Annotated in this window: 9 protein-coding genes and 1 pseudogene; 8 read left to right on the top strand and 2 right to left on the bottom strand. The window is 63.2% G+C overall.

Annotated elements, in window-relative coordinates; genetic code table 11:
- Positions 1–95 precede the first annotated feature (95 nt).
- A pseudogene (locus tag AAHS21_RS31310) lies at positions 96–383 on the top strand (ferredoxin family protein); the annotation flags it as partial.
- A gap of 11 nt (positions 384–394) precedes the next feature.
- Here AAHS21_RS31310 and AAHS21_RS31305 read toward each other — a convergent pair.
- A complete protein-coding gene (locus AAHS21_RS31305; protein ID WP_342931198.1) occupies positions 395–1210 on the bottom strand; it encodes a universal stress protein in 816 nt (271 codons plus the stop codon).
- A gap of 129 nt (positions 1211–1339) precedes the next feature.
- A complete protein-coding gene (otsB, locus tag AAHS21_RS31300; RefSeq protein ID WP_342931197.1) occupies positions 1340–4933 on the bottom strand; it encodes a trehalose-phosphatase in 3594 nt (1197 codons plus the stop codon).
- Between the two features lie 141 nt (positions 4934–5074).
- On the opposite strand from otsB, the gene AAHS21_RS31295 reads away from it, so the two are divergent.
- The 7 genes from AAHS21_RS31295 (at position 5075) to AAHS21_RS31265 (ending at position 14071) form a co-directional block, all read left to right on the top strand.
- Complete coding sequence (locus AAHS21_RS31295; RefSeq protein ID WP_342931196.1) at positions 5075–5983, top strand: universal stress protein; 909 nt, start codon at positions 5075–5077, stop codon at positions 5981–5983.
- Positions 5984–6042: 59 nt separating this feature from the next.
- On the top strand, positions 6043–6930 hold the full coding sequence (locus AAHS21_RS31290; protein WP_342931195.1) for a universal stress protein: 888 nt from the start codon (positions 6043–6045) through the stop codon (positions 6928–6930).
- An 81-nt stretch (positions 6931–7011) separates the two neighbouring features.
- Entirely contained in the window at positions 7012–8517 is a 1506-nt protein-coding gene (locus AAHS21_RS31285; protein ID WP_342931194.1) for an AAA family ATPase, read from the top strand.
- A gap of 16 nt (positions 8518–8533) precedes the next feature.
- On the top strand, positions 8534–10825 hold the full coding sequence (gene ppsA, locus AAHS21_RS31280) for a phosphoenolpyruvate synthase (protein ID WP_342931193.1): 2292 nt from the start codon (positions 8534–8536) through the stop codon (positions 10823–10825).
- 33 nt (positions 10826–10858) lie between these two features.
- Positions 10859–11962 carry a 3-oxoacyl-[acyl-carrier-protein] synthase III C-terminal domain-containing protein gene (locus AAHS21_RS31275; protein ID WP_342931192.1) on the top strand — a complete coding sequence of 368 codons (1104 nt, stop codon included), beginning with the start codon at positions 10859–10861 and terminating at the stop codon, positions 11960–11962.
- Entirely contained in the window at positions 11946–12857 is a 912-nt protein-coding gene (locus AAHS21_RS31270) for a 3-oxoacyl-[acyl-carrier-protein] synthase III C-terminal domain-containing protein (protein ID WP_342931191.1), read from the top strand. The genes AAHS21_RS31275 and AAHS21_RS31270 overlap by 17 nt, the downstream gene beginning before the upstream one ends.
- On the top strand, positions 12845–14071 hold the full coding sequence (locus AAHS21_RS31265) for a wax ester/triacylglycerol synthase family O-acyltransferase (protein WP_342931190.1): 1227 nt from the start codon (positions 12845–12847) through the stop codon (positions 14069–14071). Before AAHS21_RS31270 ends, AAHS21_RS31265 begins: the two co-directional genes overlap by 13 nt.
- Positions 14072–14123 lie beyond the last annotated feature (52 nt).

Genomic DNA, 14123 nt, shown 5'->3' with positions numbered 1-14123 from the left:
CAACCGCAACGCACGTTGACGAAACTCCGGCGAATACTGGCGGGGCATGTTCTCGATCCTCCTACAAAGATCGGAACAAAACCTGGGGCGGTTCATGCATCTATGAGGGCGCTCGGGCGATGTATATCAATCCCGACGAATGCGTGGACTGCGGAGCATGCAAGCCGGCTTGCCGCATGGACGCGATTTACTGGGAGGGAGATCTGCCCGCCGACCAGGTACAGCACTTGGAAGACAATGCCTGGTTTTTCAGCCATCCACTGGCAGGCCGCGCTGCGCCGCTGGGTTGCCCGGGGGGTTCCGCGGGTGTGGGTCCGCTCGGTGTCGACACACCGTTGGTAGCGGCGATGCCCGAACGCGAGGATCGGTTAGACGCTCACTGACGATCGGATTGTCATGGGCGCACGACGAGTACCGAGCATCCGGCGTGTCCGAAATGGGGCTTGATCGGACCGACCAAACTGGCGACTTTGTCAGCGTCCGTACTGTCCACCACCGCGAGTTGGACGTGTTCGGCTGTGCTGGCAAGGAATTCAGCGGCTCCGCTTCGCGCGGCAGCCGGAAGGACGTGTACCTCACGATACTCAGAAACCCACGGGCTGAGGCGGTGATCCATTTGTGAATACGGGATTTCACCCAGACCCCAACGCCAGACTCCCATCGCCAACACCGGCGCACCGCGCAGGCGCGCTTCGCGGAAACCGTGCTCGAGCACGGCGTCGTTGCCGGGTTTGTCGTCGACTACGACGGCAATCCATCCCGAGCCGGGATCTTCACCGTCGCGGTTGTGGCGGATGATCGCAACCGGACAATGCGCATTCTCGGCAACGGTGGCAGCGGTCGAGCCGAGTACCCTGCGGGCGACCCGCCCGATCCCGATCGAGCCCAGGCAAACCATTGCCGCGTGGTCAGATTCATCGATTAATGCATTTCCGATCGATCCGCGCACCAGGTCGGTTTCGACTTTGACTTGATTTCCCGTCGCGTTGACCGCGGCGCAGGCGGCGCGCAGCGCTGTTTCGCCATACTCGATATCCAAGCTGTCATCGCGTGCGGTTCCATCGGATTCCCGTTCGGGGATCGCGTGAACCAGACGCAGCGGAACGTCTCGGCCGATCGCCTCGGTCACCGCCCATCTGGCCGCGTTGATCGCTGCATCGGAACCGTCGATACCCACGACGACCCGCTGCGATGATTGCGGACGATTCATTGCATTCTCCGATCGGAACCAATGCTGGCGGGAAACCCCGCTTCATCGGTGATGTTATGGGCCTCAACTGATTTGCAGCAGGGCCCTTCGGCCCGATTTTGGTGGCAATGGTCACCCTGACAGCGTTGGTTACTCGACCTCGATCGTGCTTCCCGGCAACAGCTTTCGCACATGGCCTCGGCATTCGACATCGATGGAGCCGGCGTTACCGGCCTCGGAGGTCACGGTGGCGGTCCGTCCGCTGACTTGAAGATGAAGGCGCTGACCGCGGTACACGAGTGGGAACTCAATGGGACCGAGGTCTTCGGGCCACTGGGGCCCGAGAATAAGTCGGTCGTCGCGTGTTTCGAGCCCGGTGTAGCACCTTTGCAGCAGATCGATGCTGCCGGCCATCGCCGCGAGATGTATACCTTCGGCCGTCGTGCCGCCCTGGATGTCGGCGACGTCGGACTTCAGTACTAGCTGGAAGTACTCCATGGCCCTGCGCCGGTTGCTCCGGGCGAGCACCCAGGAGTGCACGATGGCGCTCAATGTCGACCCGTGCGAGGTGCGAGCCAGGTAGTAATCGACTGTTTTCGGAATTTGCTCCGGGGCAAAGTGATATCCGAGCCGGCCTAACAGACCCAGCAGTTCGTCGGACGACAGTAGATAGAACAGCATCAGCGCATCCGCCTGTTTGGATGCTTTGTAGTTGTTCACGCTGTCGTCTTCTGCCTCCAGGATGCGATCGAGGCGTTGAATGTTTCCGTAGCGTTCCCGATAGCGATTCCAGTCCAGTTCCGCCAGGTCCGAATAACCTTCGAACTGACTGATGACGCCGTCGTGGAAGGGCACAAACATGTGCCGGCTCACGTGTTCCCAACGGTCGAGATCGGCTGTGTCCAAGCCGATCTTGCCGACGAGATCGAGTCGGTCGCGCAGCGACAACAGGTCTAGCGCGTCCAGTGCGCGAGTGATCACCCAGACCGCCATCACGTTGGTGTAGGCGTTGTTGTCGATGCCGTCGTACTCTTTGCCGGGATATCCCGAATGGAACTCATCGGGGCCGATGACTCCGCGGATCGTATAGCGGCCGCGACTTTCGTCGAACGTGGCCAGTCCGACCCAGAAGCGGGCGATCTCGACCAGCATCTCGGCTCCGTAGTCGACGAGATACTGACGGTCGCCGGTCACCTGGTAGTGCTGCCACGTGTTGTATGCGACGGCGAGACCGACGTGATGGGCACGTGCGCTGGGATCGGGGTTCCATCGGCCGGATCGTGGGTTGAGGTGGAGTTCCTGGCTCACCTCACTACCGTCACTGCCTGACTGCCACGGGTACATCGCGCCCAGATAGCCGGCCCTGCGCGCGGCGCGCCGGGCCTCGTGAAGTCGCCGATACCGATAAAGCAGCAGCGAACGCGACACGTTCGGCATCCGCAGGCTCAGCACAGGGGACACAAACAGCGCATCCCAAAAGACATGTCCGCGGTAGGCTTCGCCGTGCAGGCCTCGCGCCGGGACGCCGGCATCGAATTCAGCGGTGTGCGGGGAAAGCGTCTGCAGCAGCTGCACGAGGTGCAGCCGAAGGATCCGCAGGGCTTCCACGCCGTCGTCAAGTCCGACGTCGCATTGCTCCCAGAGTCGGTCCCACGCCCGCCGGTGGTGCCGGTGAAGATCCGCGTATCGCCCGGCTTCTTCAAGAAAGTGCTGTGCGGTGCTCGCCGGCTCAGAGATCGCGGCGTCCCGCCCGGTGAAGACCGTGACAACCTTCTCGAGTGTGATGGACTGTCCGGCGGACAAATTCGCTCGGAGGTGGTGGCCGCCCCGGCCGGCTTCCCGCACAAAGGTGCACTGCGTGTCGACGGGCGAGTCGTCGCGCCACAGCGAAGTGCGGGCGGCCATCCCGATCGAGATACGTGATTGCGACGTATGAGTTCGCAACAGCACTGATCCGGGCGAGATTTCATCCAGGGTTGCCGGCGTCAGGTGGACACTCGACAACGAGCCATAGCGTTCCACCATTGAATTGCTGACTGCCCCATTCAGGTAGGACCTGAATTCTACTGTGCCCGTCCAATTCTCCGCCGTTACGGCGCTCTTCATCGCCACTATGTTGTGCTGGTGCATCGACGCGAATCGCTGCTGATTCAGCGTTGTTGTTCGGCCCGCGTGATCCCGGAATCGCAGTGTACGGTTCAGTGTCGCGTGTCGCAGGTCGAATGTTTGCCGGTAGAAAAGTAATTCGACGTCGTCCACACTGAACCACGGGCCGTCGTCGATGCGAAACGTCAGCGGCAGCCAATTGGGCAGGTTGACCAGGCTCTCGTTCTCGATTCTGCGGCCGGCGATCTGGTCGGCCAGGGTGTTGTAGACGCCGGCCGCATAGGTGCCGGGGTAGTGGGCCTCGCCGGCGGATGCCTCCGGCGCACAGCCACGGGTGGCGACGTAGCCGTTGCCGACGGTGCACAACGTCTCTCGCAGCCGCTCTTGGTCCCGGTCGTAGCCGTCAAAGACCAGTCGCCACGCATCGGCCGGGCTGGTCGCTTCCTCTCTAAGGTCGTGTGCCAGACGCTGGACGAATTCGCATACTGCCGAAGGGTTTTCCAGGCGGAATCGAGCGGCAGACGGTCGGTCGCCACCCTCGTCATGGCGCACCACGATCCCCACGCCGTCGAATCGAACCGCATCGAAAGCATCCTCGTCGGTGAGGTCGTCACCGATGTAGATCGGCAATGCGGCAGGGGAGTCAGCGCGACGATTGTCCGCCAGGATTCTTTCGAGGAGCCAGTCGGGAGTGTCGCTTTTGTCCCAGGCAACGTTGGGGCCCAATTCGATGACCTTGCGGCCGTGCGTGACCCGAAGATGCCGGGATCGTCCCAGTCGCGACACCGTGGTGATCACCCGGTCGACGATGGCTGGATCGGCCTTGCGGTAGTGAATGGTCACGGCAAAGCGCTTGTGCTCCACCACTATTCCTGGGAGGTCACGTAACGATCCAGTCAGTTCAATGGCGGCATCGGCCAAGACATTGGCAGCGGCGACGGCTGCGGAGTTCTCGAGATGGGTGCCGTCCGGCCCGAGCAGCTCGAAGCCCTGGCTGCCCGCGTACCACAAGCCGTCGACGTTGACTCGTCCGAGCACGTCCTTCAGGTCTCGACCGCTTATCACGGCCACGGGACATTGTGCGGCCAGAGCGCGAAGCGCTTCGGCGGCACCGCGAACCAGCACAGCGGCGTCGGGGTCATCGACGATATCGGACAGCGTCCCGTCGAAATCGAGGAATACCACGGGCCGCCGCGCGACCACAAGTTCTTTCAGTTGGCTGTAGGACTGCAAGGCATCGGCGATGGTCGACAAGGCAGAGTCGCGGCTGCGCACCGAGATCTCGGCGACATCGGCGATCACGATGTCTGCCTCCTCGGTGACCACGCCATCGGTACGGTTGCGGTCGAGGCCGATGACTAGTCCGATGCCGCAGTCCCGGGCTGTCCGGACACCGGATTCATTGTCGGCGATCACCACACAGCGCCCGGGGCTGACCCCGAGGTGGGTGATCGCCTCGGTCAACGCCGTCGTGCCGGGTCCGACCTCCTCGATGCCGACGCCGATATCTCGCAGCTGTCGCAGCAGTGGCACGTCCGCGTGTGGGTGGGCTTGCTCGGCACTGATGATCGCGCTGTCCAAGTCGAGGATCACGGCGTCGTGGTAGCGCCTGTCGATCGTGACGGGCCATTGAGTCACGCTTGTGACGATGCCACAGAGCCTGTCTGGGTCAAGGCCATTCGCCCGTTGAAGGTCTCTCGTCCATGCAGTTGGGGACGAAAGTCTCATGACTGACGAGTGTTTGGACCATAGCGTTCTGGATGAGCGAAGGAGAAACACATGTCAGCGTCCGAGAAGCGTTACGGGATCGTTGTGGGGGTCGACGGATCGCCCGCGTCGGATTTCGCCGTCTGCTGGGGCGCACGGGACGCGGCGCTGCGTGGTGTCCGGCTGACGTTGGTCCACATGGTGAACCTGGCCGCGCCGGTGTGGCCCCCGATGTCACTCACCGCGGATACGCCGATATGGCAAGAAGACTACGGCCGTCGCATCCTCGAAGAGGCGGAGAAGATCGCCGAAGATGCCGCAAAGGCCCATGGCCGCATCGATATTGCGACAGAGCTGATGTTTGCGTCACCGGTTGCGGCGCTGGTCGAACTGTCCGACGAGGCAGAGATGGTCGTTGTGGGCAGCAACGGGCGCGGAGCACTGGCCCGGACGTTCCTGGGCTCGGTCAGCTCAGGCGTCGTGCGCAGCGCACGGTGCCCGGTCGCGGTCATCCGTGACGAAGATCCGTTGATGCCGAACCCGCTTGACGCCCCTGTGCTGGTGGGCGTCGACGGCTCCGCGGCCTCGGAACTGGCGACGGCGATTGCTTTCGACGAAGCGTCGCGGCGCGGCGTCGACCTGACGGCCTTGCATGCGTGGAGCGACGTCGGACTGTTCGAACTTCCAAAGCCCGAGTGGACCGCGGTGCGGACCCAGGCCGAGGAGATCCTGGCCGAGCGTCTTGCCGGTTGGCAGGAACGCTATCCCGATGTCACCGTGCATCGACTTGTCGTGTGCGACCAACCTGCTCGGCGGCTGATCGAGCAGTCGGAGTCGGCTCAGTTGGTGGTCGTCGGTAGCCACGGCCGAGGTGGCTTGGCCGGCGCGCTGTTGGGCTCGGTCAGCAATGCGGTCCTGCATGGGGTCTTTGTGCCGGTGATCGTCGCGCGGCCAACTGTCGGCCACCTAGATCGGGACTAAAGCCTCATGATCGACGACCGCGCAGGCAATAGCGTTCTCAGTGACTGGAGGAGAACGAAATGACGGCAATTGAGCAGCGCTACGGGATCGTCGTCGGAGTCGATGGATCGGCCGCATCGAATGCCGCCGTGGTCTGGGCAGCACGTGACGCGGCGTTGCGCAATCTTTCGTTGAACCTCGTGCACATGTTCGAGACATTCGTGCCGACTTTCCCGCAGGTACCGATGCCGAGCGGAGTCGCGCTGTGGCAGCTCGACGACGGGCGCCAGGCTCTCGAGCAGGCCGTCAAGATCGCGCAGGACGCCGTGCAAACAGACCGGAAGCTTGTCATCACGAGCGAAGTGAAGCCCTCGCCCGCGGTGCCGACGTTGATTGAAATGTCCGCACATGCGCAGATGGTGGTCGTCGGCTCCAACGGGCACGGCGCGATGGAGCGGGTCCTGCTCGGTTCGGTGAGCTCGGGCGTGGTGCGCGGCGCGAAGTGTCCAGTCGCGGTCATTCGCGCCGAATCCGGGTCTCTTCCGGATGCCCAACAGGCTCCGGTGCTGGTAGGAATCGACGGGTCGCCGGCGTCAGAGCTGGCGACGGCCATTGCGTTCGATGAGGCATCGCGACGCGATGTCGGACTGGTGGCCCTGCACGCGTCCAGTGATACCGAATTCGTGGAACTTCCCGGATATGACTGGACAACGGTCAGGGCCGAAGCGGAGCGAAATCTGGCTGAGTGTCTGGCGGGGTGGCAAGAACGTTTCCCAGATGTGCCGGTGCAGCGGGTCGTCGTCAGAGACCGGCCGGCCCGGCAACTCATCGAGCACTCGGAGTCGGCCCAACTGGTGGTTGTGGGCAGCCACGGCCGCGGCGCCTTGTCGGGCGTGATGCTGGGGTCGGTGAGCAACGCGGTCGTTCACTCGATTCACGCGCCGCTGATCGTGGCGCGTCCTTCATGAGCCCGAGTAACTCCCGAATCGACAGGACTGTAGAGAGCCATGAACTCCACGATTGCCGCTGACCGGCCTAGCGCAGCATCGGTGGCAGTTGCATTGCCCTACATCGATGTCCACGAAACCCACACCGGCATCGTGGTCCTCGCCGGGGATCGCGCCTTCAAGGCAAAGAAACCGATAGCGACTCACTTTCTCGACTTCCGCACAGCCGAGCAGCGCGAGCGCGCGTGCCTGCGAGAGGTCGAGCTCAACAGCCGGTTGTCGCCCGAAAGCTATCTTGGTGTCGCGCATCTCACCGACCCCTGCGGAGGACCGGCCGAACCAATCGTCGTGATGCGGCGCTACCGCGAAGAAGACCGCCTGACGGCCCTGATAGCCCGAGGTCCCGACGAATCCGTACGCGACATCTTGGACACCATCGCTGGCGTGCTGGCTCGATTTCACGCACGCGCCGACCGCAGCCCCGAGATCAACGCCGAGGGTAAGTTGTGTGCGGTCGATGGCCGCTGGCGCGAGAATCTGTCGGAACTGAACAGTTTTGTGGGCGGACAATTTTCGGAGATTTCCTTCAAGCTGTTGGCACGTGTTCAGCGCCTTGCCGCTGAATTCGTTTCGGGTCGGGCCCCGTTGTTTGCCCGGCGGGTCGAACAAGGATGCATCGTCGACGGCCATGGCGATCTGCTCGCCGACGACATATTTTGGGCTGACGGCAAACTGGCGTTGCTCGACTGCCTCGAGTTCGACGACAAGCTGCGCCATATCGACCGCATCGACGATGCGGCGTTCCTGGCAATGGACCTGGAGTTCCTGGGCCGCAAAGACCTTGGTGACTATTTCGTCCAACGCTACATCGTCCATTCGGGTGACAGGGCGCCGTCATCGTTGTGGGACTTCTACATCGCGTATCGCGCCGTGGTGAGGGCCAAGGTTGACTGCATTCGGCACGCACAAGGCAACGCGGAGGCCGCCGCAGACGCGGGCCGGCACCTGGCCATCGCCGTCCGGCATCTAGAACACGGCAGCGTCCGCATGGCGCTGGTCGGTGGGAATCCAGGAACTGGCAAGTCGACCGTCGCACACGCGCTCGCCGAAATGGTGGGAGCACAGTTGATCTCAACCGATGACGTACGTAAGGAGCTGACAGATTCGGGCGTCATCACCGGCGGCACGGGCATCCTCAATGGCGGCTTGTACCGGCCCAGGAACGTCAGGCGCGTCTACGAGCTGGTTTTGGACCGGGCCCGCGTGCTTCTCGGCGATGGCTACTCAGTCATCCTTGACGGGACCTGGCGAGATCCGCATCTCCGCGCTTACGCCCATCTGCTCGCATCCGAGATGTCTTCGGCTGTCGTGGAACTCATGTGCGTAACAGGTATCGAGACCGCTGCCAAGCGAATACTGACCCGCCGGCCAGGCAACTCCGAGGTCACGCCGGAAGTCGCGGCAGCACTGGCGCGAGAACAGAACGGCTGGGACACCGCATGTGCGCTGGACACGTCGCAGCCGGTCGAGCAAACCGTCCAACAAGCGCATGCCACGTGGCGTCGGTCGATCTACCCGCCCGGGTTGCGCTGCGGCTTTCCGTCCTGATTGATGAGGAGTTATCGTGTCAACGAAGATTCTTGCAAGTCAATATGTCTCAGATATAGCTGATCTGCGGCTCTCCGATTCCGAGGAAGCGGGCGGCAAAGGCGCGAACATGGGCGAATTGGTCGCTGCCGGGCTTCCAGTTCCCCCCGGGTTCGTCTTGATGCGAAGCAGCTACTTGACTTCGATGCAGGCAGGTGGAGTCGAGGCGGAACTGGCGGCGCTGCATGCCGAGGCGCTGGCAAAGGTCAGCGACAATTCACGACTGACCGAACTCTGCCAGCGCATGCAGAATCTGGTCCTCAAGGCCGGACTCGGCGAGGAGGTGCGCGCCCCATTGCTCGATTCCTACCGCGCACTGGGGCCGAACTGCACTGTGGCGGTTCGATCTTCGGCCACTGGTGAGGATGGCCGTGACGCATCGTTCGCTGGAATGAATCAGACACTGACGAATGTGTCAGGTGAGACGATGTTGGTGGATGCCGTCAAGGCATGCTGGGCCTCGCTTTTCAGTCCTCGCGTGATCACCTATCGAGCCAGCCGGGGCTTCCTCGCGACGCCCGCAATGGCGGTCGTGGTGCAGCAGATGATCGCTTCCGAGCGGTCAGGGGTCGCGTTCACCTGCGATCCCAGTACCGGGGAGCGCGACCATCTGGTCATCGAAGCCGCTCTTGGACTGGGCGAGGTCGTGGTATCCGGAAAGGTCCAGCCCGACACCTACGTAGTCGACAAGAAGACGCTGGAAGTGCTTGATGTCAAGATCGGCTACCAGGCGTTCAAGATCGAACGTGGTCCTGATGGCCGCGACGTGGTTGTGGATTTGGACCCCGAGCAGGCCCAGGCGCGTGTGCTCGACGACGCGTCCTTACGGCGTATCGCCGAGCTGGCCATTGCCGTCGAAGCACACCACGGGTGTCCCCAGGATGTTGAATGGGCGATCGCGTCTGGCGAGAGTTGGCTGGTGCAAGCAAGGCCGATTACGACCCTGCAAACCCACACCTCTGATGATCCGGGAACAGACGGCGTCCTGGTTCGCGGGTTGCCCGCGGCGCCGGGTTCGGCGTCCGGCCGGGTGCGGGTGCTGCACACGCCGGACGAAGGTAATCGGTTGCTCGACAACGAGATTCTGGTTGCTCCAATGACCAACCCGGATTGGCTCCCGGCGATCCGTCGCTCGACCGCGCTGGTGACCGAGACCGGCGGTATGACGTGCCATGCGGCGATCGTGGCACGCGAACTCGGCGTCCCGTGTGTGGTGGGAGCCCGCGATGCGACCACCATCCTGCACGACGGTCAGACGGTCACGGTCGACGGCGGACATGGAAATGTCAGTGCTGGAGGGCACAGCCCGCAGGTGCGGGCGACGACCGCCGAGCCACCCGTCAGCGCGCCGGCACCTAGCGAGACGACGGGCACCAAGATTTACGTCAACCTGGCGATGCCTGACTCCGCGGAAGCGGTTGCAGCCCAGGATGTCGATGGAGTGGGGCTGCTTCGCGCAGAATTCCTGCTTACTCAGGCACTTTCAGGAAGACATCCACGTGATCTCATCGCGCGTGGCGAGCAGGCAGATCTCGTGGACGCGATGGTCGCCTCCATCGGCCGCATAGCCGCCGCGTTCGGGACTCGGCCGGTCGTCTACCGGGCCACCGATTTTCGTAGCAACGAATTCCGTGGCTTGCGTGGCGGTGAAGCCTACGAGCCAGTCGAGCACAATCCGATGATCGGGTACCGCGGGTGCTACCGATACGTTAAAGAACCTGACCTGTTCGGACTGGAGCTCCAGGCCTTGGCCAGGGTGCGCGAACGGAACCCGAACGTGCACTTGATGATTCCATTCGTTCGGACGCGCTGGGAACTGGAAACATGCCTATCTCTGATCGATGTGAGCCCGCTGGGTGCCCAGCGGGGTTTGCACCGCTGGGTGATGGCCGAGGTGCCATCGGTGATGTATTGGCTTCCCGAGTACATCGGGCTGGGCGTAGACGGTGTATCGATTGGTAGCAACGACCTGACTCAATTGATTCTGGGTGTCGATCGGGACTCCGACATCTGTGCCGAGCTGTTCGACGAATCCGACGGCGCTGTCCTCGACGCTATCGGGCGCATCGTTTCGATCGCTCGCAAGCACGGAATTACCTCGTCGTTGTGCGGTCAGGCGCCATCGACCAATCCCGCGTTCGCCGAACATCTTGTGCGCATGGGCATCACCTCGGTGTCGGTCAACCCCGACGCGGTTCGCGCGACTCGGCGCATTGTTGCCGCCGCGGAACGGCGGTTGCTGCTGGAATCAGCGCGTGGCCGTGAATAACTGGGCACGCATTCACCCGCAGGAGTAAGGCAGATGGCTCGGCATTGGTTGGTGATGGAGGCATCCGGCGACGGGCCTGCGGCACCGTTCGTCGCCCGGCTGGCAGCTGCCGGCCGGCATCTGCCAGAGACTCACCTGACCACAGACGAACTGATGGCGACCACGCGCCACCGTACCCGCATCGACCTGGAACGATTGACCGGGATTCACGAGCGGCGTGTTTCGGTGGGCGACGAGGATTCCCACACCCTGGCAACGTCGGCGGCGCTGAATTGCCTCGCCACCGCACAACAGGATCCGGCATCCCTCGACGTGGTTATCAGCTGTAGCATCACGAAACTTCGTGGCGGCCTGACCCAATGGCTCGAGCCGTCGATGAGCGGTGCGATAGCTCGCGGGATCGGGGCGCCGCAGGCAATGACGTTCGATGTGTCAAATGCCTGTGCCGGAATGCTCACCGGGGTAACAATTTTGAACAACTGGATCCGGCAGGGCATTGTCGAGCGTGGACTCGTGGTCAGCGGCGAGTACATTTCCCAACTCGGCCACAACGCAGCCCGACACATTCGCAACATCATGAGCAAAGAGCTTGCCTGCCTGACGCTAGGGGATGCGGGCGCGGCACTTCTGTTGGAGCGCGCGCCCGCCGGCTCAGCCGGTATCAGCCTGGCCGGATTCACGACGGTCGCCGACTACAGCAGGCTCTGCCTGGCCTATCCAAAAGGCCACGATCCGGGTGCGCGGATGTTCACCAATTCCCGCGCGATTCAGAAGGCCGCGATCGCCAACACTCCGCTGTTACTGCATGAAGTGCTTGACACCGTTGGCATTTCGATTCACGACATCGACCATGTGATCACCCACCAGACTTCGGCGCGCGCTATTCGCAAAGGAATGGCCCGAATGTCGGAGGCGTTCGGCGACAGTCCCCGGCACGACGCCGTGATCACCGTCGACCGATACGGCAATACGGCCTCGACGACTCACACGGTGGCCCTCGTCGAGGAACTCGAAGCGGGACGCATCGAGGCCGGAGAAAGGGTCGCGCTGCTTGCCCTGGCTTCGGGACTCGAGATCGGTGTGGTGTTACTCACCCTGGATGAGGATTTGGTGAGCCGTTATGGGCACCGTGATTGAACAAGTGGATATCTCACACGCACGGTGGCGTGACCGGCACAGCGCGCTGCGCCTCGCGGTCAGTGCCGCCGAGGATTGCCTGCTGCACGCCGGTTGCGAGCCAAGTGAATTGGATCTCGTGGTCAATGCCGGTATCTACCGCGACCGCAATTTGGGGGAGCCCGCGCTGGCGGCGCTGATTCAGGACGACATCGGCGCCAACCCCGAGGACCCGCACGGTGACGCGCACGGCACCTTTTCCTTCGACATCGCCAACGGCGCCTGCGGGGTACTCACCGCACTGCAGATCGTCGACGGCTTCCTGCGAACGCACAGCATTCGGCGCGCGCTTATCGTGGCCAGCGACGCCGACCCGGGCCATGGCATGAGCGAGCACTTTCCATTCTCGGCCGCCGGTGCGGCGTTGCTCTGCGGATGGACTGACGACAGCTATGGTCTGAGCGACGTGTCCTGGGTTAACGACAGCGGCGCGCCAGATGAGGACGAAATATTTTCTGCAACAGTCGGATTCGCCGACGCGCGTAACGTTCTTCGATTCAGCCAGTCCGCCGCACTCGATGAGCGGTTCGCTGCGGCTGCCGCAGCGGCGGCGCACGCCTGCCTGGCCGCGCAGTCCGTCCGGCTTTCCGACATCGACGTGATCGTCGCCGCACCCGCGCGGCACGAATACCGCACCGCGCTGAGCAACCGGTTTGGGCTGCCGATCGACAGGATCAGCATCGCCGACGATCAACGGATGCATACCGCCGCGCTGCCGGCAGCATTCGAGCGACAGGTTGACCGGCTTCCGGAAGGCGCGCAGGTGCTGTTCGTTGCCGCCGGTGCCGGGATCACCGCCGGTGCCGCCGTGTACCGTCAGCCGCCGGAAGGGACTGTGTCGCAGTGGAGCATTTGAGCGCCTTCGATGCCACTTTCCTCGAGGTCGAAGACTCCGATCCGCACGTGAGTTTGGCGATCGGCAGCGTCTCGATCATGGAAGGTCCTGCTCCGAGCTACGAGGAGTTCGTTTCGACCTTTGCCGAAAGGGCGCCGCAGATTCCGCGCTGCAAGCAGGTCCTGCGGACGCGTCCGCTCGATCTCGGCTCACCCGAGTGGGCCGAGGACCCGCACTTCGACGTCTCACGGCACCTGCATCGTCTCGCGCTGCCGCACCCTGGCGACGACGCGGCGTTATTTGAGATGGTCGCGTCGGTGATGGAGCGACGGCTCGATCGCGAGCGCCCACTGTGGGAGTGCTGGATTTTCGAGGGGCTGAGCGAGGACCGGTGGGCCGTGCTGACCAAGGTCCATCACTGCATCGCCGATGGGATCGCGACGACGCAGATCCTGGCAAAGTTCAGCGATAGCGGCGGGGGCGACAGCTTCGCGACCGCCATTCGTGCAGCCAGGGAGCCGGTCCGTGATGGCCTGGGCTTCCCAAAGATGAGTTTGAACCCAGTGAACTGGGTCAGCGGGATAGCGCGAAGCGCGTTTGCCGCCGCGGCCGCGGTCGAGCACATGGTGATAGGTGCGGCCGAGCTGACGGCCGGGGTGCTCAGCGCGGCGCCCGATTCGTCGCTGAACGGACCGGTTACGTCGCTGCGCCGCTACAGCGTGGCCCGGGTTAGGTTGACCGACCTGCAGGAGGTTGCTCGGGCATTCGGCGTGACGCTCAACGATGTAGCGCTGGCGGCGATCACCGACAGTTACCGCAAGATCTTGCTGGAGCGCGGGGAGCGGCCCGGCCACAACTCGCTGCGCACGCTTGTTCCGGTTTCGGTCCGCGCGACGAACCACTTCAACATGGCCGACAATCAGGTCTCGGCGATGCTGCCGTTGCTACCCGTCGACGAGGCGGACCCGCGCAAGCAGCTGCAACTGGTGCACAGTCGACTCACGCGGGCCAAGGCCAGCGGTCAACGCGAAGGAGGCACGGCGCTGACCGCGGCGGCCAAGAATATCCCTTTCGCATTCACGGCGTGGGCCATCCGGTTGCTGTCCCGACTGCCCCAAAAGGCGGTCGTCGCGGTGGCGACCAACGTTCCCGGTCCGCGGGACGGGCAAAAACTGATGGGCCGGCGGGTACTGGTGTCCGTTCTCATTGAATCTGGGGCACATTTACTAGTCTGACCTGCATTGCCCCAGATTGGATGAGAATTTCGATCGCGACGTTTCTCATTGA

Source organism: Mycobacterium sp. 050272 (assembly GCF_039023525.1).
In the GTDB taxonomy this organism is placed as follows: Bacteria; Actinomycetota; Actinomycetes; order Mycobacteriales; family Mycobacteriaceae; genus Mycobacterium.
Note: the sequence above shows the minus strand (reverse complement) of the source record. Positions and strands in the feature narration are given on the sequence as shown.